General features: G+C 46.2%; 26 protein-coding genes. 12 read left to right on the top strand and 14 right to left on the bottom strand.

From position 1 onward, the window contains the following. Window positions 1-17: 17 nt before the first annotated feature. The 5 genes from JHD44_RS06335 to JHD44_RS06315 all read right to left on the bottom strand — a co-directional run bounded on the left by JHD44_RS06335 (window position 18) and on the right by JHD44_RS06315 (window position 4,637). A complete protein-coding gene (locus JHD44_RS06335; protein ID WP_199461925.1) occupies window positions 18-434 on the bottom strand; it encodes a MarR family winged helix-turn-helix transcriptional regulator in 417 nt (138 codons plus the stop codon). 179 nt (window positions 435-613) lie between these two features. Further along, the gene (locus JHD44_RS06330) at window positions 614-1,435 is read right to left on the bottom strand and encodes a sugar phosphate isomerase/epimerase family protein (protein WP_199461924.1); all 822 of its coding nucleotides are present in this window, start codon (window positions 1,433-1,435) and stop codon (window positions 614-616) included. Window positions 1,436-1,451: 16 nt separating this feature from the next. After that, a complete protein-coding gene (locus JHD44_RS06325; RefSeq protein WP_199461923.1) occupies window positions 1,452-2,069 on the bottom strand; it encodes an NIPSNAP family protein in 618 nt (205 codons plus the stop codon). Next, the gene (locus JHD44_RS06320; RefSeq protein ID WP_199461922.1) at window positions 2,056-3,819 is read right to left on the bottom strand and encodes an FAD-dependent oxidoreductase; all 1,764 of its coding nucleotides are present in this window, start codon (window positions 3,817-3,819) and stop codon (window positions 2,056-2,058) included. The genes JHD44_RS06325 and JHD44_RS06320 overlap by 14 nt, the downstream gene beginning before the upstream one ends. Window positions 3,820-3,845: 26 nt before the next feature. Beyond that, window positions 3,846-4,637 (bottom strand): IclR family transcriptional regulator, encoded by a 792-nt coding sequence (locus JHD44_RS06315; protein WP_199461921.1) that lies wholly within the window; start codon window positions 4,635-4,637, stop codon window positions 3,846-3,848. Between the two features lie 185 nt (window positions 4,638-4,822). On the opposite strand from JHD44_RS06315, the gene JHD44_RS06310 reads away from it, so the two are divergent. The 5 genes from JHD44_RS06310 to JHD44_RS06290 all read left to right on the top strand — a co-directional run bounded on the left by JHD44_RS06310 (window position 4,823) and on the right by JHD44_RS06290 (window position 10,599). Continuing rightward, window positions 4,823-6,592, top strand: a complete 1,770-nt coding sequence (locus tag JHD44_RS06310; RefSeq protein WP_199461920.1) for an FAD-dependent oxidoreductase — start codon at window positions 4,823-4,825, stop codon at window positions 6,590-6,592. A 16-nt stretch (window positions 6,593-6,608) separates the two neighbouring features. Beyond that, on the top strand, window positions 6,609-7,409 hold the full coding sequence (locus tag JHD44_RS06305) for a shikimate dehydrogenase family protein (RefSeq protein ID WP_199461919.1): 801 nt from the start codon (window positions 6,609-6,611) through the stop codon (window positions 7,407-7,409). 85 nt (window positions 7,410-7,494) lie between these two features. Beyond that, entirely contained in the window at window positions 7,495-8,490 is a 996-nt protein-coding gene (locus JHD44_RS06300) for a tripartite tricarboxylate transporter substrate binding protein (RefSeq protein WP_199461918.1), read from the top strand. 87 nt (window positions 8,491-8,577) lie between these two features. Next, complete coding sequence (locus JHD44_RS06295) at window positions 8,578-9,090, top strand: tripartite tricarboxylate transporter TctB family protein (RefSeq protein ID WP_199461917.1); 513 nt, start codon at window positions 8,578-8,580, stop codon at window positions 9,088-9,090. Between the two features lie 3 nt (window positions 9,091-9,093). Continuing rightward, window positions 9,094-10,599, top strand: coding sequence for a tripartite tricarboxylate transporter permease (locus JHD44_RS06290; protein WP_199461916.1), 1,506 nt, complete (start codon window positions 9,094-9,096; stop codon window positions 10,597-10,599). Between the two features lie 52 nt (window positions 10,600-10,651). Here the strand turns inward: JHD44_RS06290 and JHD44_RS06285 are convergent, their stop codons facing one another. Beyond that, complete coding sequence (locus tag JHD44_RS06285; protein WP_199461915.1) at window positions 10,652-11,065, bottom strand: GNAT family acetyltransferase; 414 nt, start codon at window positions 11,063-11,065, stop codon at window positions 10,652-10,654. Window positions 11,066-11,259: 194 nt separating this feature from the next. On the opposite strand from JHD44_RS06285, the gene JHD44_RS06280 reads away from it, so the two are divergent. After that, window positions 11,260-11,748 (top strand): hypothetical protein, encoded by a 489-nt coding sequence (locus tag JHD44_RS06280; protein WP_199461914.1) that lies wholly within the window; start codon window positions 11,260-11,262, stop codon window positions 11,746-11,748. 19 nt (window positions 11,749-11,767) lie between these two features. Here JHD44_RS06280 and JHD44_RS06275 read toward each other — a convergent pair whose 3' ends face one another. Beyond that, window positions 11,768-12,520, bottom strand: a complete 753-nt coding sequence (locus tag JHD44_RS06275; RefSeq protein WP_199461913.1) for a sulfite exporter TauE/SafE family protein — start codon at window positions 12,518-12,520, stop codon at window positions 11,768-11,770. Beyond that, window positions 12,517-12,984 (bottom strand): Lrp/AsnC family transcriptional regulator, encoded by a 468-nt coding sequence (locus JHD44_RS06270; RefSeq protein WP_199461912.1) that lies wholly within the window; start codon window positions 12,982-12,984, stop codon window positions 12,517-12,519. Before JHD44_RS06270 ends, JHD44_RS06275 begins: the two co-directional genes overlap by 4 nt. A 126-nt stretch (window positions 12,985-13,110) precedes the next feature. Between JHD44_RS06270 and JHD44_RS06265 the strand changes: the two genes are divergently transcribed. Further along, the gene (locus JHD44_RS06265; RefSeq protein WP_199461911.1) at window positions 13,111-14,337 is read left to right on the top strand and encodes an aminotransferase class V-fold PLP-dependent enzyme; all 1,227 of its coding nucleotides are present in this window, start codon (window positions 13,111-13,113) and stop codon (window positions 14,335-14,337) included. A 100-nt stretch (window positions 14,338-14,437) separates the two neighbouring features. Here the strand turns inward: JHD44_RS06265 and JHD44_RS06260 are convergent, their stop codons facing one another. From JHD44_RS06260 to JHD44_RS06245, 4 genes are read right to left on the bottom strand one after another with little or no spacing between them, the layout of a single operon-like run. Next, on the bottom strand, window positions 14,438-15,166 hold the full coding sequence (locus JHD44_RS06260) for an amino acid ABC transporter ATP-binding protein (protein WP_133561084.1): 729 nt from the start codon (window positions 15,164-15,166) through the stop codon (window positions 14,438-14,440). Next, window positions 15,153-15,803 (bottom strand): amino acid ABC transporter permease, encoded by a 651-nt coding sequence (locus JHD44_RS06255; RefSeq protein ID WP_199461910.1) that lies wholly within the window; start codon window positions 15,801-15,803, stop codon window positions 15,153-15,155. The genes JHD44_RS06260 and JHD44_RS06255 overlap by 14 nt, the downstream gene beginning before the upstream one ends. Continuing rightward, window positions 15,800-16,462: an amino acid ABC transporter permease gene (locus JHD44_RS06250; RefSeq protein ID WP_133561088.1), complete on the bottom strand. Its 663-nt coding sequence runs from the start codon at window positions 16,460-16,462 to the stop codon at window positions 15,800-15,802. The genes JHD44_RS06255 and JHD44_RS06250 overlap by 4 nt, the downstream gene beginning before the upstream one ends. A gap of 10 nt (window positions 16,463-16,472) precedes the next feature. Then, window positions 16,473-17,267, bottom strand: a complete 795-nt coding sequence (locus tag JHD44_RS06245) for a transporter substrate-binding domain-containing protein (protein ID WP_199461909.1) — start codon at window positions 17,265-17,267, stop codon at window positions 16,473-16,475. Window positions 17,268-17,591: 324 nt separating this feature from the next. On the opposite strand from JHD44_RS06245, the gene JHD44_RS06240 reads away from it, so the two are divergent. The 5 genes from JHD44_RS06240 to JHD44_RS06220 all read left to right on the top strand — a co-directional run bounded on the left by JHD44_RS06240 (window position 17,592) and on the right by JHD44_RS06220 (window position 22,890). After that, window positions 17,592-18,206 (top strand): PepSY domain-containing protein, encoded by a 615-nt coding sequence (locus tag JHD44_RS06240; protein ID WP_199461908.1) that lies wholly within the window; start codon window positions 17,592-17,594, stop codon window positions 18,204-18,206. A 60-nt stretch (window positions 18,207-18,266) separates the two neighbouring features. Beyond that, window positions 18,267-18,956, top strand: coding sequence for a response regulator transcription factor (locus tag JHD44_RS06235; RefSeq protein WP_199461907.1), 690 nt, complete (start codon window positions 18,267-18,269; stop codon window positions 18,954-18,956). Next, window positions 18,886-20,274, top strand: coding sequence for a sensor histidine kinase (locus JHD44_RS06230; protein ID WP_199461906.1), 1,389 nt, complete (start codon window positions 18,886-18,888; stop codon window positions 20,272-20,274). Before JHD44_RS06235 ends, JHD44_RS06230 begins: the two co-directional genes overlap by 71 nt. A gap of 90 nt (window positions 20,275-20,364) precedes the next feature. Then, window positions 20,365-21,990 carry a methyl-accepting chemotaxis protein gene (locus tag JHD44_RS06225; RefSeq protein WP_199461905.1) on the top strand — a complete coding sequence of 542 codons (1,626 nt, stop codon included), beginning with the start codon at window positions 20,365-20,367 and terminating at the stop codon, window positions 21,988-21,990. Between the two features lie 87 nt (window positions 21,991-22,077). Next, complete coding sequence (locus JHD44_RS06220; protein WP_228190072.1) at window positions 22,078-22,890, top strand: MurR/RpiR family transcriptional regulator; 813 nt, start codon at window positions 22,078-22,080, stop codon at window positions 22,888-22,890. A gap of 7 nt (window positions 22,891-22,897) precedes the next feature. Here JHD44_RS06220 and JHD44_RS06215 read toward each other — a convergent pair whose 3' ends face one another. Together JHD44_RS06215 and JHD44_RS06210 are read right to left on the bottom strand one after the other, a co-directional pair. Further along, window positions 22,898-23,938 (bottom strand): glycosyltransferase family 9 protein, encoded by a 1,041-nt coding sequence (locus JHD44_RS06215; protein ID WP_199461904.1) that lies wholly within the window; start codon window positions 23,936-23,938, stop codon window positions 22,898-22,900. An 84-nt stretch (window positions 23,939-24,022) separates the two neighbouring features. Continuing rightward, window positions 24,023-24,238 (bottom strand): Flp family type IVb pilin, encoded by a 216-nt coding sequence (locus JHD44_RS06210; RefSeq protein ID WP_199461903.1) that lies wholly within the window; start codon window positions 24,236-24,238, stop codon window positions 24,023-24,025. Window positions 24,239-24,346: the final 108 nt, after the last annotated feature.

The following is a 24,346-nucleotide window of genomic DNA, read 5'->3' as shown; positions in this document are numbered from 1 at the left end:
AAAGTGACGCCATGGCATTAGTCTTGGCTAAGGTTGCTATGCATCACTTTTAACAAATGCAGTAATTGGTCGATTTCATCCGCACTTAATCCTGCAACAGCCTTTCGATTGACGTCTTCAACCACAACGCCAATATCATCTAAAAGCGCCTGTGCCTGATCGGTTAAATAAAGACAATGAGCGCGGCGATCCGTTGGATCTGGACGGCGTTCTACCAGTCCCTCGTCACTCAATTGATCAATCAAACGTGCAGTGGTAATCGGTTGAATCTCTAAAATATCGGACAGAGCCTTTTGGCGAAGACCTTCAAAACGCGACACATAAACCAATGCACGGGCTTGCATTGGGGTGATGGGTAAATCGCTTTTCAGATACTCTCGGCGCAGCAAACGCTTCACGTCCGTTAATAAAAAGCTCAGTTCTCTAACACTCATAAGGGGATCCATAATGGTATAAATGGATTATTGTATACATTGCTTACTATAAACAATATATAGCTTTATATCTGCACGCTTGTTCCTCGATAGCTGCTGCGATACCGATATTTCTTGCACAAATCGCAGAGACAAAAAAAGCGACCCGAAGGTCGCTTTTTAAGAAACAAAATCACTCGTTAGTAAGGGCTGTTGCTTGCCTGAGCAATGACGCCTTTCATTGCAGCAAGAGCGTTTGCTGCACGTTCTTTGGAGGTTAGCGATTTTGCTTTATCAAAGTTAGGCACTTCTATGCTCAACATCGCATGCTTGGGAATCGCTTGGAATAAACTCACCAAATCAATTTCCCCTTCACCAGGGTCCAAACGTGCTTGACGAGCAACGTGGATCAAAGCATCTGTTGAATCATCGAATGCGGCCAAGGCATCGCAGAATTGAACATAGTGAATACGCTTAGGGTCAATTATCGCAATATCGTCTAAGGTCATATGCGCTCGATGGTAGTGTAATGCGTCAATCAATACACCGCCATTGGCTTGTGCTGCGTTACTCACTACACGATTTGCTTTCGCGATATCGGGTACTTGTGTCCATGGCATAAACTCAAGATCCGCCGTTAAGCCAAACGAGTCCGCCGCCTCACAAAATGCAGCAAACGATGCCGTCAAACGACTTTCATCGGGGTCATCGCCTGCAACAAGTACATTTTTTGCACCAAGCCGAGCCCCTCGCTCTAGAAAAGCTAATGTATCAGACACTTGGAACTGCTCGCCTAATCGAACAATCTCAATGTCAGCGACTTGAATGCCTGTGTCTTGCAATGCGGCCAGTGTTTCCTTAAATACTCGATCATCAGTCATTAAAGGAAAAAGGCCCTCAGATCCTGAGGGCAAGAGTCGTAAGCCTACATGAGAATAGCCCGTTTCAGCGGCTATTTGGATGGCTTCACTTGGAGTCGCATCAAACACAGTCAGAAAGGCTAAGGAAAATTGATAAGACATTCTGACTACCTACACATTATTTCAGCGGAGAAAAAGGCAATGGCATCGCCACTGTCGAGGTCATATTCGGTGTTAGGAAATCCGGACCTCCTTTTGGCGGCCATACGCCTTCTGCTACGGTTTTAGCGCGTACTTCAGCACGTTCATTAGTTGAGCTGTAAGGCCAAATTTGTGTAAAGCGTGATCCGCCATCAATGGAATACATCGCCATCGTCAACTTCGAATACTCCGTGCGCTTTGGCACGGCATCGCGCCACTTTTCAATCGTAGGAGCCAAACCATTTAAGGTTGTATGGTAAGTACGAATTTCATAAACAGGACCAAATTCCCCTGTTTCGATAGGCGGCATGAAATCTAAAGGAATATAGCTATCAAAGGTTAAGTCGAGTAACAGCTCAACACAGTTGAAAGGGTTCTCAGACAGGCGTGCGCGTTTGCGCTCTGCCAGCATGTCCTGCTCTGTCTCAAAACCTCGCAATAGATAAACTTCGTTCAAATCACCAATGTCTGAGTACCATGCACCAAACAACTTCCCTTTTGCCTCAGGTGCTTCCAGAAAAGCTTGAATACCTGGCGCGGCTTTTCCTGCACCAAAAATAACAGTTTTCAATGTAACGATTTCATAGTACTGCATGATTTTCTTCCTCTGATGAATTTAGATCTGTGGCCGGTTTTTCCGACAGTGTTTTTAAGTTGTTAGCGATGATGTAGCCAAACGTCATAGCAGGGCCTAGGGTGATACCACCACTGGGGTAATTGCCTTCGAACACACTAGACATGTCATTACCTACTGCGAATAAACCGGAAATAGGACTGCCATGATTAGTAAGTGCTTGCCCTTGCTCGTTCGTCGCAATACCCGCAAAGGTACCCAAGCTACCCGCAACAATACGCACAGCATAAAAAGGGGCTTGTTCTAGAGCGGCTAAAGACGGGTTGGGGCGATTCTCTGGGTCCCCTTGAATAGCGTTATAGGGTGATGCTCCCCGAGCAAAATCGCGATCATGGCCTAACTGCGCGTCGCGGTTAAAACGATCAACGGTATGAACTAACGCAGTGCTAGGCACGCCAATCTTTTGTGCTAGCGCGTGCCAAGTCTCCCCTTTATGTAAGTAGCCCTGTCGCTCGTAGAAAGACGTAGGAAATGGAAAAGGTCGCGACCAGCCTAAGCCCCAACGACGTTGAGCTCGGTGATCCGCAAGCAACCAACAATAGGGCTCCTCTCCTGTTGGAGTCGCCTCAAATAAAGCCTTCATAAAGTCATGGTAGGAATCCGCTTCGCTAGTGAAGCGCCTCCCATTTGGAAGCACCGCTATAATACCGGGCTTTGCACGTTCAATTAGATGAGGAAAATGAATCGCACCTTGCTTACTCGGCACCAGTGAAACAGGGCTCCAAGCACCAGGGTTATCTAGGTCATCTCGTATTTTGGCCCCTATTTCCTCAGCCATATTGAGACCATCGCCAGTATTGGTTTTAGGCGCAGCTGAAAAATGTTGTTGGCCCGCAGTTTGAGGAAACAATGCTTTCTGACGTTTCGTATCGTGAGGGAATCCACCTGCCGCGAGAACAACGCCGTGACGAGCGCCAATTTTTGTCGGCTTACCGTCTATCACAACATCAACCCCTGTCACTCTTTCACCATGCTTGATTAAGGCTGACACGTGCGCGTTATTTTGAAGATAGACCTTTTTATCTACGGCGCTTTTTAGCAACGCGGCGACTAAAGCGTTACCGTTCACTAATTGTGTGCTTCGTCCATCACGTAATAAATCAATGACATGACGCCCCACTCTCTTGGCAACATATAAAGCTGAACGAAGAGAACGAGTGGCATTAAAGAAATGTTTTAGGTCTTGCCCACTGGCAATCCCCATTCCCCAAAGAGAAATGACAGACAGGGGTTTTCTCAACGTATACTTCCAGTCACCCAGTGCACGTCCATCAAATGGGGCTGCGGCAACTGAGCGACCGCCCAGAGCATGACCATTGGAGGTGTGGAAATCAGGAATAGCGTTACCATCTACGAAACGCAATGCGGTTTCTTGTTCAAAAAAGGACACCATTTCAGGCCCTTTTTCAAGAAACGCTAAAACACGTTCATCTGGGCAACGTTCACCCATTTCACTTTTAGCATATGCTAATGGCGCATCAAAAGGCTCTTGAATACCAGCTCGCTGAGCAAGCGGGTTACGTGGGATCCACAACCAGCCACCCGACCACGCACTGGTGCCTCCGAACACCTCAGTTTTTTCTAGCACAAGGACTGACAGACCTTGATGAGCTGCTCTAACAGCAGTGCTCAATCCAGCGGCTCCGGAGCCAACTACTATCACATCATATTGATCTTCTAAAACACCTTGATTAGGTAATCGCTGAGTCATACTCCAGAGCCTTTCATGTCAATATTCTACTCTCGCTGTGAGAAGTAGAGCGTTGCTCTGCTTGCTTCCCCCAGCGCTTCTGCTGCTTTTTTCAGAGGTGCTACATAAGTTTGAATCACCTCTTCTGTTACCCGCACCGATGGCCCTGCAATACTGACAGCACCAATTGGCCTACCGGTTTCTGGATTTTTTATGGCGACTGCAACGGCAGCCATGCCATCTAAATAACTGTTGGCGTTCACGCTGTAACCATTCTCGCGAACGGTGTTTAGAACGCTCAATAAATCGGCTACCGTCGCTGGCGCGTCTTTACCTGGATCAGGCTGTTTCAACAGCCCTTGCTTCATCACCAAAGCAATCGCTTCCTCGTCTGTCATTGCCGCAAGCCAAGCTTGCCCACCAGCAGAAGATGCTAAGTGAACGATTTTTCCTTGATCTGCCCCCGGCTCATATCGAAGACCAGACGTTGAGCCCTGTGAAACTCCTACCCAAACCAGCTCATCATTGTCAGCCAGCGACATTCGTACAAGCTCGCGAGTTTCCTTCGCCAACTCATCTAAAATTGGCTGGCTAATATTTCCTATCCCTGTCTGCCCTAAAAACGCTAGACCTAGAGACGCCAGTTTAATGGTGAGTTCGTACTCTCCCATTCCCTTTACCTGACGCACATAACCAAGTGTTTCAAGCTCTTTTAAAAGGCGATGTACACCACTAATAGGCATATCCAAAGACTTTGCTATATCGCTGACTGCGCTTCCGATGGGCTGATAAGCCAAGTACTCCAATACCGATAACGCTTTCGCTAACGCACTACTCAAATCGCTTGCCTCCAAAAAATTGAGGTGAATGTGTCACCTCGTTCGCAAGCAAGTTTATTCACACTAACAAAAAAAAACCACAATGGAAACTTTTTTAATTCTTGAAACAGTTTCAAGTTTATGAAATATTAAATGACATAACAACAAATTTGGTGAGTAAAACTCCCTTTCACAGGACTCTAAATATGACGACATTGGACCCACGAACCGGCCTGTCTCACATAGAAAACAACGCGGCATATGATGTGATTGTTCTAGGTGCTGGCGCTGGAGGTATGTCTGCAGCCCTGTTTGCAGCAATAAGAGGGCAGCGCGTATTACTGCTCGAGAGAACTCCTTGGGTTGGCGGTACAACAGCTTTATCAGGCGGCACCACATGGGTGCCCCTTACGCGTTACCTTGGCGACACAGACCTAGAAGACTCTTACGAGAAAGTGATGAATTTTCTGGATCATGCGGTAGGGAACCATAGTCACCGTGAATTGAGAGAGTCATTTGTACGACATGGAGCTGAGGCTATCCACACACTCGTTGACCATACCGAAGTGGCTTTTCGAGCGTGCGCTTACCACCCCGACTACATGGCAGATCTTCCTAATGCATCCTTATATGGGCGTGCTTTAGAACCACTTCCATATATAGCAGACCGTCTTGGCAAAGCCCGTCACTTATTGCGACACCCTATCCCAGAGTTCACTGTGCTAGGAGGCATGATGGTTAACCGAGAGGATATTGGGCATTTGCTAAAACGTTTTGATAACGCCAAATCCTTTTTTTACAGTGCTAAAGTCCTAACACAGTATGCCTTAGACAAAGTGCTGTACGGCCGCACCCGTCGCAGCGTAATGGGACATGCTTTGATTGCGCGAATGCTTCAGTCTTTGGTTGACAAGAAAGTCGACATATTAGTGGAGACCGAGGTAATAGATATAACGTCTAATTCTGATTCAGATTGGCAACTTACACTACAGCAGAAAGAAACCCAGAAAACGGTACACGCTAAAAGAGCGCTTATCTTGGCTTCCGGCGGTTTCTCTCGGAATCCTGAAAAGCGCCATCAATTCATGCCTCATACACTTCCAACAGAGTCCCCTTCAGCAGAAGGGCATAGCAGCAATCTGCACTCACTAGTAGAGGCGATGGGGGCACACTATGGCACTGAACATGATCAACCTGCTTTCTGGGCACCCGTATCACTGCGTCAAAGAAAAGATGGTAGTAAGGCTGTCTTCCCACATTTTGTTTTCGACCGCTCGAAGCCCGGTACCCTCTGCGTCAACTTAGAAGGTAAGCGATTTGTGAATGAAACGGTTTCCTACCATGAGTTTGGCAAAGCAATGTTAAACGGAGGAGCCAGTACAGAAAAAGCGTGGATCATAACGGACAGTGTTGGTTTGCAAAAATATGGACTCGGAATGGTTCGACTGGGTGGAGATAACCCGGAGCCCTATATTCGCGACGGGTACCTGAAACATGGTGACACCCTAGAGGATCTAGCCCATAGCATCCAAGTCGACCCCAATACATTGGCCAGCTCCGTGCAAAGCATAAACGATGCTACGGAAGCAGGCTACGATGCTCTGTTTGGCCGAGGATCCAATGCTTATCAACGAGCCAATGGCGACCCGGAACATGCCCCCAACCCAACGCTTGGCAAAATTGCCGTACCACCTTTTTACGCAGTAAAGCTGCAGCCAGCTGATATTGGTGCTGCTCAAGGATTAGTCGGTAATGAAAATGGGCAATTGCTGACGCAGGAAGGTAATCCGATACCTAAGCTATATGCCTGCGGTAATGACCTACAATCAATTATGGGTGGCACTTACCCAGGCCCAGGTATAACAATCGGTCCAGCCATCGTTTTTGCATACTTAGCTATTCGCCACGCAGCACTAAATGACTCAGAAACTACATTAACGACTAAGCGCCCCTCATCGCTAGCAGAAGCCTTATAACTCCATGGAGAAAAGTATGACGTTTATATCTGGAGAGACACAACTGTTTCCTATCTTAGGTGACCCTATTGCCCAAGTGCGTTCACCTGAGTTTTTAACCAAAATTCTGCACCGTCGAGAAGTAAATGGCATTGTGCCACCTATGCATGTTGCTCCAACAAAGTTCCAAGAAGTCATGAAGCATTTACGATCGGTGCAAAATGTAAATGGTGTGGTCATCACTATCCCACACAAAATTGCCGCGCTAGAAAGCTGTGATCTTGTTTCCGAACGAGCGCAGTTTGTTGGCTCAGTCAATATCATCCGAAAATTACAGGATGGCCGTTTTTACGGTGATAACGTTGATGGCATCGGCTATTTGGATGGCATATTGAAAGAAGGCTTTGATGTCGCAGACAAACGCGCATTACTAATTGGAGCGGGCGGCGCAGGTTCTGCTGTCGCATTCGAAATTCTTGCTCGCGGCGCCTCCCACCTTTCTATATTTGATGTTGATGAAACACGCCTAACGGCATTGATCACACGACTTGAGAGTCGCTTTCCTGGCAAAGTATCAATCGGCAACAACAATCCGACTGGGTTCGATCTAATCGCCAATGTAACCCCAGTAGGTATGCGTCCGAGTGATCCTTATCCAGTTCAGGTTGAACATCTGAATGAGAAACAATTTGTCGCTGACGCCATCACAAAACCTGAGGTATCACCAATGGTGGAGTATGCCAGATCACTTGGCTGCAACACGATGGTCGGTGCAGGTATGTTCAATGCGGAAGCCGAGATTTTAGTCGACTTCATGCTTACTGAGCATGATGTTTAATATCATGTTGGTACGCTTGTAAAGGTGCCACATCACTGCTCAGACACAACTTGTCTGAACATTCACATAATGGAGAACAATAACAATGAAAAAGCACATTATTGGTGTTTTAACAGCGATTACCTTATCAACGTCCACTGTGGCTGCTGACTATCCTAGCAAAGACATTCAAGGGATCATCCAATGGGGCGCTGGCGGCTCCACAGATACTGTGATGCGCTCCATTTCGCCACATGCAGAAAAAGAGCTGGGTGCAGACATCATCCTGACGAATAAAACAGGAGGTGTTGGCGCCATTGCAATGAAATACGTAAACGGCAAAAAAGCGGATGGCTACACGCTTTTAATGGGAGCTGAAAACCCGCAGATGTATAAGGTGCTTGGCTTATCAGACATTGATTATAACGACATGATTGCGATTAATGTGTTAGCACGTGGCACACCGATCTTTGTCGCACGCAATGACGCACCCTATAACAACATGCAGGAATTCTTGGATTACGCTAAAGCTAACCCAGGCGAGGTAAAGATTGGATCCACAGGCAAAGGCGGATTAACATCCATTGTCATGGCCATGCTGGAATCACAGGTTAAAGACTTAAAATACACTAGTATTCCGTACAATGGCGATGGTCCTGCTCTGACAGCGCTTCAAGGGGATGCGATTGATGTCATGCCCGCTGTGCTGGGCGCAACGATAGAGCATGTCAAGGCTGGCCGAATGAAAGCCATTGGCTTAGTAGACGTAGAAGCCAACAAGTTACTGCCAGGTGTTGCTCCTATTACAGAAACCTTGCCAAATATGGAAAGCTACTTACCTTGGGGACCATTCTTTGGCGTATTTGTGAAGAAAGACACGCCGAAGGACGCCGTAGAGAAGCTGCAAAACGCCTTCCACAAGGCTGCGTTTAACCCTGATTTTATTTCGCTAATGGAAAAACGCGGCTTCACTATTCTGAACATTGCAGGAGAAGAAGCAGAGTATTTCTTAAGTGGTTACCGCTCAACCTCTTCTTGGTTGGTGCATGAGGCAGGCTTCGCTAAACACTCTCCAGCGGATTTCAATATCCCTAAACCATAACCCTCCCATCTCAATTACCTAAACGAGTGGAGAAGCGTAGATCGCTTCTCCATCTTTTTACCTGTTTAATTTACACGGAGTCATGTGATGAGCCGCGTTTTATTACGCCATCCTGGTGAAGCTCTATTTAGCCTAGCAGTACTGGTTGGGGCTGCTTATTTGTTTTGGCAAGCCTTTCATATTGCGGACGCAGGCTCATTGAGCTCACCTGCCTCTTTACCTATTGCCGCATCGACTATTATGGTTATCAGTGCAAGTATTATCGTCATTAAAACCTTACGAATGCCTTTGCATCCGGAATTACGCTTTAGCCACCATATTTTCCCTCCTATCATTGCTCTAGTCATGGCTCTGTTGCTGATATTCGGCCTTGCCCTAGAGCCTGTCGGCTTTCTACTGTCCGCATTCTGCTTTTTATTACTTGGATTCGTTTTTCTTTATCGAGGCAAAATGCTCTGGAACATTGGTTTGGCAATTACCAGTCTAGCCCTTGTGTACCTGATATTTCGTCTTATTTTTCAAGTAGTGTTACCTGAAGGTATTGTCCCTGAGCGTGAATGGTTGGCACAACTCGCACAATGGTTTGAAACACAGGAGTAATTCATGGACGCTATCACTTATTTTCTAAGCTCTTGGGTCTCTCCAGAACTACTCGCCTTGACGGCACTCGGGACATTTCTTGGCATGTATGTCGGTGCGATTCCTGGTTTGTCCGTCACTATGGCGGTCTCCATTTTAATTTCTTTTACCTTTTCATGGGATGTAAATAACGCACTTTGCTTGATGGTTGGCGTCTACATGGGCGGCGTTTATGGCGGTTCGCGTACTGCGATCCTGTTAAATATCCCAGGCGCGCCATCGGCCATTGCCACTGCCTTAGACGGCTACCCTTTAGCAAAAAAAGGGCTAGCAGGGGAAGCCATTGGCCTGTCTACTGTTATGTCTGTCATTGGTGGCTTCATCGGCATTATTGTCTTAGCGTTTGCTGCACCACTCGTCAGTGAGTTCGCACTGAGTTTTCAGCCACGTGATTACATGCTGATTGGGATTCTAGGCATCATGTTAGTGGGTTCATTATCGGGTAATAATATGTCGAAAGGAGTGCTTGCTGGCGCCTTTGGTGTATTAATAGGAACAGTTGGATTAGATCCTTTAACAGCAGAAGAGCGCTTTACCTTTGGGGTTGTTGAACTTTGGAACGGAATCAACCCTGTCGCGGTTATGATCGGACTTTTTGGTCTATCTGAAGCACTCTCGCAGCTCCATCATATGGATAAAACCTCTGTTAAACAGGTGATTAACAGCGTCATCCCCAAACTTAAAGACGTTCGTAAGCACCTCCCTCTAAGTCTCCAATCCTCTACGATGGGTGTTATTGTCGGTGCTTTGCCTGGCACTGGAGGTGATATTGCCGCACTGATGGCGTATGACCATGCGAAACGCATCACAAAAAATCCAACAACCCCTTTTGGGGAAGGAGCAAAAGAAGGCTTGGTTGCACCGGAAGCGGCTAACAATGCAGCCGTTGGTGGCGCCTACATTCCAATGCTGACGTTAGGAATTCCTGGCGATGCGGTCACTGCTGTGTTCATTGGTGCACTGTTTATACATGGACTAAATCCTGGGCCACTGCTTATGGTCGAAAAGCCGGATATGTTCTGGTTTACGGTCGGAAATCTAACCTTAGCAAACCTATGTATTTTGATCTTCGGTCTGACTGGCATTCGATTATTTGCCAAGATCGTTGAGTGCCCTAAAGGTATTCTTATTCCACTCATCTTCTTACTCTCGATTGTTGGCGCGTACGCCATTAATAATTCGATTACAGATGTCTGGTGGATGCTCGGGTTCGGAGTACTTGGGTACTTTATGAAGATGTATGGCTATCCGGTAGGACCAGTGATCCTTGGTGTCATTCTATCGCGCCTAATCGATGAAAACTGGCGTCGCGCCATTCTATCCGAGCAAGAAAGCTTAGGAGGGTTATTCTCAGGCATTCTCACTAGCCCACTTTCTTTAACGCTCAGTGCTGCCATCATTTTTATTCTTTGGTCAAATCTGCCCTTAAAACCTAAAAAGTTATCGTGGCGCATTAAACCAGAAATATGAATGCATTTATTCTGAGCCACATAAGCATGTGCTTACGTGGCTCTGTTTCGCATCAGTCTATGAGCTTGCCCATGCTGATACGTTGCTCTACTTTGAAGCCCAATGACTCATAAAACGCCACGACTTCAGGGTTGTTTACTTCACGCACCTGTAAGTTAACTTTGATGCAGCCAAGCGACTTCAAGGTCTCAAACGATGCATTAATCAAGTTCGTTCCTACGCCCTTACGACGATGCTCTGGATGCACCGCCACGGCATACAGCCAACCTCGGTGACCATCGTAGCCCACCATGCATGCGCCAATCAGCTTACCTTCTTCCCACGCAACGAGGATTAAATCGTCTACGTCCAGTTTGGTTGGTAGCATTGCTCGTGGCGCGTTGTGAGACGGATCGTCTGGAAAGACCATTTCCCACAGTTCTACCAAGGGTTCTAAATCAATGGGTTGTACCCTTCTTATTGTCATAACACCCACTCCTCTGAGTACACCTCAACATTGACAATATATACAAAAGCGATGGTAATGCCCATCATTCAACGCTATTTCCTATAGCCTGTTCGACGAAAATCTAAGTTGCTGCGAACTCTTCTCTGCCTTCATGGTCTGTATAAGGGTAAAATACGTACAAGAAAGAAATCCGATCAATTGAATGACGTCTTATGAAATTTTTTAGTAAAGCCGAGTTAATCTTTTATGCAGGTGCCTTTGTCGCCGTTTTTGGTGTCGCAGCCCTCGTTAAAATGATTCACTCAGAAGATCCTCTTCCAGAAGCATTAGGTCCTTGCAATCTCGATACAGGACTTTGTACTCTCCAGGAAACACCAGAACGTTTCAATGGCGCTACCATTCAATTTGAAGATGGAATTCGCTTAAACCGCCGCATCAGTACCACACTTGATTTACCCAAGGCAGTGCAAAATGCGCAAGACATTAAGCTAGTCCTTGAAGGTCGCGACATGTACCTTGGCGTGTATGAGTACCCGCTGCGTAAGCTGCCAGATAATACATGGCATAGCCAAGTGGTAGTCCCTCTGTGTACGGATGAACGCATGCAGTGGGTACTGAAAGTTCAGATGAAAGATGCCATGGGGCGCAGTAAAGAATGGGCTTACCTATTCGATATCGACAACCCCAATGAGGCGATTTAATGTAATCTGCTCATCCTTGCTAGCTTGAAACGGATTGGATGAGCATCATACCGCCGCGTAATAGCAAAATAATGGACAGCAGAAACAGCATTCCCTGAATGACTTTGATGTAGGTCTGATCATGCAGTTTCTTGGTCAGCCAACGTCCAATGAACGTCCCAACGATACCAGTGACAGCCAACCCAACAATCAACGACCAATTCAAGTCGTCCATCTGCCCAATGGAGTAATAAGCGGGAATCTTGACCACATTACCAATGGCAAATGCGATGGCAACGGTGCCAGCAAACTCCAGCTTGGGCAGTTTCTGTGGTAACAAATAGGCTTGCGCTGGCGGCGCTCCTGAATGCGTAATAAAACTGGCGATCCCAGTTAATGTTCCCCAAAACACGCCGGGGCCGATTTCAGCTGTTTTTACGGCAGTAGAAGGCTTGGAAAACCAAGCTCTTACACTGTACCAAAGCCCTATTAAGCCAGTAAAAATTAACAAGCCAAACTCGGGGGTGTAAGGGGTAATGACGGTCGCAATGGCTAATCCTAACAAGATAGCAGGCGTCAAAATCCAAACATTTCTTTTCGAGTAATGCTTACGATACAGCCAGACGCCAACCCAATCCGTGACAATGTACACGGGCAGTAACGTTGCCGCCGCTTGCACGGGGTTCATAAACAACGCCAGCATGGGTACGGCAATCGCTGCCATAGAAGCCAAACCGCCTTTGGATAACCCGACAATCAGTGCCGCGATGATAAGAAGCGTCGTATCCATCATGTAATAATTCCACCATTGAGTTTCGCTGTGTCGAGACGAATATAGGATTTGGTGCTCACCACTTGCTCATGGGCATAAATCCCTTTGACGACAAAGTCACTAAAAGCCGCCATATCCTTTGCGCGAATTTCCACCATCAAATCCACGTCTCCTGTGACACCAAATACGGACACCGCCTGATCTTGTTCCTGCAAATAGCGAGTAACGTTATCCCGTGCTTCGGGCACATCCTTGCTAATGGTCACCAAGGTCCACGCGACCACCGTATAACCCATTTTTTCATAATCAATCTGCGCTCGGTAGCCACGGATAATGCCGCATTCCTCCAAACGCTTGATACGCCTTAAACACTGGGATTGTGACAGGTTCACTTGCTCTGCAATCCATGCATTGCTGGCCCGACCATTGTGCTCCAATGCTTTTATAATTTTATAGTCCGTACGATCTAAGGCAATTTCTGTCATTTAGCATCTCAATAATGAAAGTATCTTGTGAAACCGTACGAGTAAGCCCCCTATTATGCAAGCACATTGCGGCCCAATGCTTCTAGAATGAAAAGATCTTGCACACTTATTTATCAGGGGAAGGTTATGTTGTTGGATCAAAATTTTGTACGTCAGCAGTTTCCAGCGTTCCAAGAAGCATCATTACAAGGACAAGCGTTTTTCGACAACGCCGGTGGCTCTTACGCTTGCGCTCAGGTGATTGAGGCACTGAGTAACTATTATCGCGAAACCAAAGTGCAGCCTTACCACCCGCATCCTGCAGCGCTCAAAGCGGGGGCACAAATGGACGCCTCTCATGCCCGCATGGCAGCCTACTTAAATGTGGATACGGACGAAGTGTATATGGGCCCTTCAACCTCTCAGAACACTTACGTCCTCGCCCAAGCCTTTGCCAATGTGCTGCAAGCAGGCGATGAAATTATTGTCACCAACCAAGACCACGAAGCCAACATTGGTGTTTGGCATCGTCTTGCAAAGCACGGCATTGTCATCAAAGAGTGGCAAGTCGACCCTAAAACGGGTGCGCTATCGGTAGACGATTTAGATGAACTGATCACACCAAAGACAAAGCTATTAGCGTTTAACCACTGCTCTAACATTGTGGCTTATATTAACCCGGTGGCTGAGATTTGCGCCAAAGCCAAAGCCGCAGGAGTGATCACGTTAGTCGATGGCGTATCGTATGCGGGACATGGCCTGCCAGATGTCGGGGCACTTGGAGCGGATATTTACTTATTCTCTCTCTACAAAACCTTCGGCCCGCATTTGGGTGTGATGGTTATTCGCAATGCCGTGGCAGAGTTACTGGGTAATCAGGCGCATTATTTCAATGGTGCTTACAAAGCCAAATGGTTTGTCCCTGCAGGCCCTGATCATGCACAAGTCGCCGCTAGCCAAGCCATATTGGATTATTTCGAAACAGTTCACGACCACCATTTTGCAGCAACTAGCGATGTCAAACTTATCGCTGAAAGAGTACGTAAGCTCTTTCATGATACTGAGCAACCGCTTTTAGATAAATTACTGACCTTCTTATCGAATCACCCTAACGTGACCTTGCTTGGCTCAGACCAAGCCAGCGAGCGCGCAGCGACCGTGTCGATTGTACCGACACAGCAAACACCTCAGGAATTAGGGCGCAAGCTTGTAGAACAAGGCATTATGTGTGGCGTAGGGCATTTCTATGCCGTACGACTGCTAGAAGCCATGAATGTCGATCCCGACACTGGCGTCGTTCGCCTATCCTTTGTGCACTATACCACCCCAGAGGAAATCGATCAGTTGATTGCCGCGTTAGATCAAGCGCTCTAGAAAACTCGCGCTACAGGTGACCTCAAGCAAGAGTTCATCTTTTGGATCGAGCAAAAAAAGCCCCAATACGGGGCTTCAATCATACTGGAGGCGAAGAAAATTAAAGAACGGCACCAATAAACTGCTTCAGTTCTTCCGTTTCTGGCTCTGAGAGTAGCTTTTTAGAGTTGCCCTCTTCCCAGACTTTCCCTTGGTGCATAAAGACAACTCGATCGCCCACGTCACGAGCAAAGTTCATTTCATGGGTTACCAAGATCAATGTCATGCCCTCGGCAGCTAATTGCTCTAGGACTTTTAACACTTCACCAACCAATTCAGGGTCTAGGGCGGAGGTAATCTCATCACAAAGCAAGACCTTCGGATTCATCGCTAGAGCGCGTGCAATGGCAACCCGCTGTTGTTGACCACCAGACAGTTTCTCTGGATAACGATCAAACTTATCCCCAAGCCCCACCTTTTCAAGCATGGCACGAGCGACTTTTTCGGCTTCCGCCTTGGACTTTTTCAAGACAATGGTCGGTGCCAGCATAATATTTTCACCCACAGTGAGATGGGGGAACAGGTTAAAGTTCTGAAAGATCATCCCCACACTGAGCGCCAGTCGACGCACTTGAATGTCTTCCGAAGTCACTTCTTTATCGTCGACCGAGATACCGCCTTGTTGGTATTCTTCTAGACCATTAATACAGCGTAGTAAGGTACTCTTACCTGAGCCACTTTTGCCGATGATCGATACCACTTCTCCCGCTTTGATGTTCAGATCAATGCCTTTCAGCACATGAAAGTCACCATAGTATTTATGGACTTGATCAAGTTTAACGAGCGACATGGTATTTCTTCTCCAAATACTTGCTGCAAAGAGACAGCGGGTAACACAGGGCAAAGTAAATAAGTGCAACAAACGCAAACACTTTAAATGACTCAAAGGTCGCGTTATTCAACATGGTGCCGGCTTTGGTTAGCTCAACAAAACCAATCACCGACGCTAGTGCAGTGCCTTTGACCACTTGCACCGAGAAGCCAACGGTTGGGGCAAACGCCACTTTAGTTGCTTGTGGCAGAATCACGTGACGAAGTGTTTGCAAGAAGTTCAGGCCTAGTACGCGACTCGCTTCCCATTGACCTTTTGGTAGGGTGTCGATGCAACCGCGCCAAATTTCAACTAAAAAAGCACTGGTAAAGAGAGTTAAGGACAGGATAGCTGCACCCCAAGCAGAAATTTCATAACCGATCATCGACAAGCCAAAGAAACACAGGAACATTTGCATCAGAAGTGGTGTGCCTTGGAACAGCTCTATATACAATTTAACCAAGCGCACCATCACTGGGTTACGAGTCAAACGCATAGCGGTTAAACCAAGTGCCACCGCCGTGCCACCGATAAACGCGGCAAGGGACAACAGCACCGTCCACTGGGTAGCAATTAACAGATTACGAAGAATGTCCCAGTTCGAAAATTCAATCATTGAGCCTCCCGAAATGCGAACACACGTTTGCCAATCATAGCAAAGACATATCGCATCAACATAGCTAAGCCTAAGTACATCAATGCTGTCACCACATAGCTTTCAAACGCTCGAAAGTTACGCGATTGAACCAAGTTGGCTGCATAAGTGAGGTCTTGTACCGAAATCTGAGATAACACCGCTGAGCCCAACATAACGATGATGCATTGGCTGGTTAAGGCAGGGTAAATCTTTTCAAAGGCGGGCGTGAATACAACGCGTGTTAGGGTCTGGCGAAAGTCCATTCCCAACACTTTAGCCGCTTCCCATTGCCCCTTCGGAATATTGTTCAAACCGGCACGAATGATCTCTGTACTGTATGCCCCGAGGTTAATGGTGAGTGCAATGACACTGGCTTGCCATGGACTTAGCATCAAACCAATCGACGGCAGACCAAAGAAAATAAAGAATAACTGCACAATAAACGGAGTGTTGCGGATGAGTTCTACATAAGCCGCCACCGCGCGCTGACTCGCAGGGTGACCGTATTGTCGAACGGCAGCACAGGTTGTTCCCAATACAACGCCCAGTACAGTGGTTAATAAGGTGAGTTCAATGGTGGTCATCAGTCCACCAAAGAACACATCCGTATAGGGTAATAAATCGGAAAAATTCAGCATGGCTTAAGCCTTATGCACCAAAGCCTTTAGGCAATGGAGCCTTTAACCATTTCATGGAAATGTCGTTTAGCTTGCCTTCGGCCAGAGCCTTCGCAATGATGTTGTTCACTTCCGTTTGTAGCGCTGTTTCACCTTTGGCCATACCGATGTAACAAGGTGAGTCTTTCAGCATGAATTTCGCTTCAGGGGCACGAGCCGGCTTACGTTTGGCGATCTCTGTTGCGACAAGGTTACCTGTGGCGATCAAGTTCACTTGACCAGATAGGTAAGCCGTCAATGTAGTATTGTTGTCTTCAAAACGCTGAACGGTCACATCACTTGGTGCGTTTTTCTCAAGCTCAAGATCTTCAACTGAACCACGGGTTACACCTACTGTTTTACCAGATAGGTCTTGAAGAGCACCCACTGCAACACTTTTCTCGCCGAATACCCCCAAGAAGAATGGCGCGTATGGCGTTGAGAAGTCGATGGCTTTTTCACGCTCAGGGTTTTTACCTAAGCTAGAAATCACAAGGTCAACTTTATGAGTTTGTAAGTAAGGAATCCGGTTGGCGCTGGTAACCGGTACAATGGTTAACTCTACATCCAATTGTTCAGCAATGTAGTTTGCCATATCCACGTCAATCCCCTGCGGTTTCAAATCCGTACCCACCGATCCAAATGGGGGAAAATCCTGCGGTACGGCAATGCGAATTTCATCGCGCGCTTTAATGTCGCTAAGCACATCTGCCGCTGCGCTCATTGCTGTACCCAAACATGCTGTTGCAAGCAGTGTTTTACCTAACAGTTTCCTAAGTGATGTCATTGTTGATTGCCTCGTTTAGCTTTATGTAATTGTGAAACACAGTTTGCAATCAATATGCCAAAGTGAAACCAAAGTTTCACAACCTACTCTCAATGAGACGTAAGTACCAACTATGATAGAAGTTTCTCGAAAAACCGACTTAATCCTTCGTAAGTATTTGACCGATAAGTCAATTTTTTTTTGCCCAAGTTTGATGCGCAAATATAATTACGCACCAAAATCAATCATGAAATTTTATTAAAAAAGTTTAATGTTGTGTCCATCTTGGGTTTAAGGGGGATGCGTTAATGTGATAGACATCAAAACGAACTTAGGAGAACCCTTATGACTTTTAAAGAAAAAGTAGGCATCATCGCAACAGGCTTATTCACAACAGGGGCAATGTTCACTGCATTAACCTCTGCATTATTACTCACAAGCACTGCCAGCTACGCAAAAGACAAAGACCATAAAGATGACATCATGCGTCTAGCACTGCAGTCTAGTGAAACCACAATGACACAAGCCATCGCGGCATTTCGTTCAAACTACGCAGGTACTATTGTTGAAATTGAGTTGGACGATGAAGATCACATGTTGGTCTACGAGATCAAAGCCATTAATTTAGATGCAGGTGAAAAGCACCAAGCCTCGTATACTTTAAATAACTTAACGGAAGTGGATTATTACCATAAGTCTCTGAAGGTATTGGGCTTTAGTAAACTAGATGACGAAGATATAGCGGCAATCGAATCCGTTAGTCAGCCAGGGGCAGTTTCCATCGATAAAGCCATCGAGATTGCCAATGCTCATAATTCATCACATATTGAATCCATTGAACTAGAACACAAACGTGGCCTTACTTACTATGAAGTAGATTACATAGATAACGCCAATACAAAACGCTTATTAATTGATGCAGCGACTGGTGAAGCCATTCCGTCTATAAATCGTAAGTAATCATCGTTAGTATAAGTCAGCAGGTGTTCTCTTCACCTGCTTTTAATAGGTAAATTCTCCGTGCGCATATTGGTAGTTGAAGACGATCAAGTCACTCAAAGCTTTCTAAAAAAAGGCCTCACTGAACAGGGTTATCAGGTTGAGGTAGCTTGTGATGGACAAGATGCCCTATTTCAGGCACTAGAAGGAGAATTCCAACTCATTGTGCTTGACCGAATGCTTCCAAAACTTGATGGTTTGACGGTGCTTAACACTCTTCGCAGTGCTGGAAAAACGTTACCGGTCTTAATTCTAAGCGCACTTGATTCTGTTGATGATCGAGTAAAGGGGCTGCGTGAGGGCGGTGATGATTACCTCGTCAAGCCTTTCGCTTTTGCCGAGCTATTAGCGCGAATTGAAATTTTATTAAAGCGCTCTGCTCCGAATCAAACAACGCAAGAAACGACACTCCAAGTTGCCGATTTAACAATGAATTTGCTAACTCGAGAGGTTTCTAGGCAAGGTCGCAGCATTTCACTACAGCCAAAGGAGTTTCAGTTGTTACGTTACCTGATGGAGCACCCTGGGCAAGTAGTCACACGAACATTACTGTTTGAAGCTGTTTGGCACTATGACTTTGACCCCCAAACTAATGTTATTGACGTCCATGTGGCACGTCTTCGAAAAAAGGTAGAAAGCGATGACCTGGCTCCGATTCTTGAAACCATCCGTGGCGTCGGCTATCGACTGGTGGACAGCTCGGTTCGCTAGCTTTGCTTGGCGCTTCACCGTTTTATTCACTGGCATTCTACTGCTGTTGATATCAGCCATCATTTTTGTGCTGTACCAGCTAAGTATTGGGGAAATAAGCCGCAGTAAGCAGCAACAGCTCAATCTCATCGCACAGCAACAACAGCTATTAGCAGGCCAACTTCAGTACAGTGAGTTCTTACAGCAGCTCAGTTTGCAAGCAGAGCAAAGCCGTGATTGGATTATTGCTTATCAAGATTCCGAAGAAGCTTTGGGGGATTTATCTCGCGTCCCCAGTCATCTCCAAGATTGCCCCGATTTATCCTCTTTCCTAGTCTCCCAGGGAGATGACCTGCGGGTTTATTCTGGTTGCATCGTGACGCTTGCTCAAGGCACTTTGCTGGTCGCGTTTGATGAAGAAGACCTGTATTTCTTACAACAACGGTTCATCAATGCCAGTATCGTGTCACTGCTGTTAACCATTATTCTTGGGGGCTTTTCCGGACGTTATCTTTCTAAACAACTACTTAAGCGAATTAAAGGGTTTAACCAAGCGGCCGCTGTTGTTCAAAGTGGCAATTGGTCTGCCCGAGTGCCGTCTACAGGACGTGGCGATGAGTTTGATATATTGGCCAGCAACATCAACCGCATGCTGACGCAACTGGAGCATTCCTTTCAAGCCGTATCAGGCGTCACGGACGCAATCGCGCATGATTTACGAACACCTTTAGGTCGTGTGCGATTGACCTTAGAATCGGCTATCGAAGATGCCGCTCATCATCCCATTAAAGCAGAAGCCTTAGAACCATTGTTAACGGAAGTGGATAACATTATCCATACCTTTAGTTCTATGTTGGAGTTAAGTCGCCTTGAACATAAGCAAGCTCGTAGCTCTTTCGAACAAGTAAATTTGAATGTCATTGCAGAGGATGCAATAGAACTGCTCCAACCTGTTGCGCAAGATCGACATCAAACCATCGACCTAGAAACGACACCAACCCTAACACTACTTGGTGATCGTTCTTTGATCTTTAGAGCCTTGTTTAATACTTTAGAAAATGCCAGCAAATACGCAGGGGACGGTGCCACAATACAACTATCCTTACAGCCCACTGGCTTTATTGTAAGAGACAATGGCCCCGGTATCCCTACGGAATTCCATGACAAAGTATTCCAACGGTTGTATCGCTTGGAATCGAGCCGAACGACACAAGGTTATGGTTTAGGTTTGCCGTTAATACGAGCTATTGCCCAATTCCATGGTGGCGATGTCACCGTGTCGAATTTATCCCCAGGTTTACAAGTGTCCGTTACACTTCTTCAACCTGCGCTCACTTAATTTTCTTGCTTAACGTGTAATAAATCTTTGGTAGCGTTCGTCTAATAAACGGGAGCTTACCAATGATCAATATCGCGCGAGGAAACGACTATGGGCTTAACAACCATCAAAGGGAAACTGATAGCAAGTTTTATGGCCTTACTGATTTTATTGTCGGTCATTACCGGTGTTGCCATCACTCGGCTCCATCATCTTACAGCAAGCCTAGAGCAAATCGTTGAACACAATGCTCAGCTTGTGGAATCCAGCACAGAGTTAACCAACCTTGCTGAAGGCCTTGCTAGTCGTCTGTTACTCTTATTCGTGTTAGATGAGCGTGAACAGCGTATTGAGATCTATAAGGAAATCGACGCAAAAAATGCCATCATGGATAACCGAATTGAAAGCATGCAAAGCTTAACCGCGGCAACAGCAGACACATCTAAGCTTTCCCAATTGAGTAACCAAAAGACACGTTATCAAGCGGCCTTACAAGCAACTGTCGAAGCACTCGAATTTGGAGAGTTAGAGGACGCTAAATTGCAAATGTCTGGCGACACTCGAACCCAACTGGAGCAGTTCATCAACCTTGCACAGACCTACGCAGAGACTCAACGTATGGCTATGTCTGAGCAACAACAAGATGTATTAACCAGCAGTGATAATGCCATCATTATGATGTTAGGAATTGGGGTTTTAGCATTGATTACGGGACTGTGCATGGCGCTAATTATCACCCGATCAGTGGTACATCCTATTCAATCTGTTGGTGCGATCTTAGACCAGGTCGCTGAAGGTGATGTTTCCAAGCCTGTACAATTAAATACTTCAGGGGAACTCGCACATTTAAGTCATAGCACAGAGAAAATGCGTTCAAGTTTAGTAGGCTTATTAAAGGACATCGACCTGAGTGTTCAGACCGTTTCTAACTCTGTTAATGCAATAGGTACAACCGTTACAGATGTGCGGGCTGGCGCGCAATCTCAAGAAGGTATGGCAACCAGCATTGATCATTCTATTACACAACTAAGTCATGTTTCCGAGCAAATTGCCACCAACCTCACGTCAGCAAAAGACCAAGCTGACTCTGCACACCAGCTGGCCAAGCAAGGGGTCGTCGTGATCAATGCAGCCTCCACTGACATTCGTAATGTGGCGAACTTCATGGCAGACAGTGCCACCTCCGTAGCAGACCTTGAACAAAGCGCAGCAAAAGTCACGGAGTTTGTTGATCAGATACGTGAAGTGGCAGACCAAACCAACCTACTTGCACTAAACGCCTCCATCGAAGCTGCTCGTGCTGGAGAAACAGGTCGAGGGTTTGCAGTCGTTGCCGACGAAGTACGCAATTTGGCTAATAATACCGCCTCTGTTACCGAGTCTATTGATCAAGTCATCACTCAGATTAGCCAATTAGCGACTCAAGTAGCGTCTGAGCTCGATCAAGGCCGTTCAAAAGTACATCAAGGCATGGAGCAAATTGAGCAAGTTGTGGAGCCGCTTTCTCGACTAGAAGAAGACTCCGCACAAGCACTGCAAAGTCTGAATGATTTAACTCGGCTCGCAACTCAGCAGAGTCTGGATGCGGCAAATATACGACAGCAAGTTCAAGCAATTGTTGATGTCATTCGCCACAACACTCATACCTCTGAACAGCTCGAATTGTTAACCAATACAATGCAAGAAGCTGTAATACGCAGCCAGTCTGCGACATCTTCCTTTAGACTACCTTCATAAGCGTGAAATCATGATGACGTAGTTGGCACGACTGCTGCTTTCGATTAACGTATACCCATTCGTTTTTATTGAAGGCAGCACATCACCGTGAAGCAGGATGTTCTCTCGCTTATTGAGCAAAATTACCCAACTCTGTCGCCCTCGGCGCGAACCATTGCCAACTATTTACAGCAACACCCATTGGCAATTGTTAGTCAAACGTCTGCGGAAATAGCCGAACACACACAGACCTCCAAAGCGACCGTGAGCCGTTTTTTCCGCCAACTTGGGTTCGAGTCACAACAAGATGCCAAGCAGGCCCAGTTACAACTGCGCCAACAGGGCGTTCCAGTGTTAACCCAAGGCCAATCCATCGATCAAACCGCAGAAGAGCTAAAGAATTTATCCTTAACATTTGAAGGGCTACGCACAGAATTACTTGATGAGATCAGCGCCCAACTCGCCAACGCAAGCCGCGTCACGTTAATTGGCTTTCGTAATTCATACCCTGTTGCGTTGCACTTTCGCCAGCAGCTACAACAGATTCGTACATCGGTCCGACTGTTACCACAACCTGGTCAGACGTTAGGAGAGGACCTACACGATATCTTGGATGACGAAGTCATCGTACTGTTTGGCTTCCGTCGTAGGACACGCATATTTAAGAAAATTGTTGAAGCGCTAGAAGGCCGCAACACCATACTCGTGACCGACCCGACTGGACAGGTCTACAACCAACAAGTCAGCAAAGTCTTAGTTTGTCACTTAGGAAACGACAACCCATTTTATAGTTACGCAGCCCCTATGAGCCTCGTTTCGATGCTGTGTAATCGCGTCTACAGCTACATTGGTGAAAACGCGCAATACCGCACCCAGTCTATCTCGAATCTATACGATGACTTAGATGAGATGGAGCTATAGCAGAATGCTAGAGCTCCAACGCCGAAGAAATGGCTGATACAATCTCATCACTAGATGGGATACTCGCGTCCGAGCGCATCACGATGTGATGAGGCTCGTAGAGTGGCGTGTATCGATAAGGGACAGTGAAGTAAAAAATGCCAACTGTTGGAGTATGCGTCGAAATGGCAATATTACGAACGCCAGTATCCGGCGCAACCAACAAAGAAGATTGCGCTACTTTCTGTACCAGCTCATCCAGAGGCAAGCACTCCTGGATTGAGAAGTTATTCTGAGCAGTTAAGTCCTCTAAGAACTCGCCTTTCTCAAAGTCGTTTTTACCTTCCAAATAGACATGCTGAAAGTCGGGTAATGCAGCCATACTTCTCGCGATAACATCGCGCATCTGATCTTTTGATAAGATCTTGTCTTTCACAGAGGCACCATTGAAATACAGGATAAATGGCTGCTCTTTGTCACATACCAACTGATGATCAGGGTAAGCAAAATCCAAGCGCATTGGGGGCGTATGGCCTAGGATTCGCAACATGTCTAGCATGACTTCCACTTCCGGCTGTAAATCGGACCGGAATATGGCAACGTCACACAATAATTTACGTACTAGATTATTGTACGGAAAGCCAATTTTCAGCTTGGCTTTACCGAATGCCATCATCCAATGAGATCGGTTGGTACTTGCCAAGTCAAACATAATATCTTGTTCACCTAGCGCTTTAATACAGGCAAGCTTTTCTTTAATACCTGTCGTTTTACGCTGGTCTGAACCTGGCATAATGCTCACATGATCCACAAGATCCGTTGGCATGCCGTATTGATAATTGGAAACAGCTGCTAGCGTAATTTCAGCATTTGGGAAGAATTTACGTACTTCGACTAAGAACGGGCGCACAATCACTTGGTCACCGAGCGCGGCATGTCGAATCACAGTGATTTTTCTAATCGCTTGAGGGTCAAAGTTTCCTTGTAAAAATTGACGGGCCTTGTTATTCGCGTATGCACCTCTTTCAAACCAAAGATGTTTGAGTCGGTCCTGTGACAATCGAGTCATGAGGATACAGTCCAATTACATTAAATTATGTGGAATTGTACTTGAGAACCAGCATTGGCTAAACCTAAAACTGACTCTGATACTTTATGAGCCACTGCTGTCTGCAAGTACCGCGACCATTGAATCTTTTGCTTGTACTACTGCATCATATAAAGGGCCGCTAGATGGATTAAACACAACAGCAATGATTGTGATTAATGCAACAGCAATGACCGCGTATTCAATTGCGGTAACGCCTTTGCGACACTTTAAAAAATCGAAAGCACATTTAACTAATTTTTTAAGCATATAGGTAAACATATGATCGCCTAACATGGGATATAGATCGATATAATTTAGCTAATTAGTGCTAATTAACCAATTATTCCTTGTGATTTTTTACTCTTCAATCCCTGAGGTCAAAACATT

This window comes from Marinomonas ostreistagni, assembly GCF_016461785.1.
GTDB classification, from domain to species: domain Bacteria; phylum Pseudomonadota; class Gammaproteobacteria; order Pseudomonadales; family Marinomonadaceae; genus Marinomonas; species Marinomonas ostreistagni_A.
This window is presented reverse-complemented; position numbering and strand designations above follow the sequence as displayed.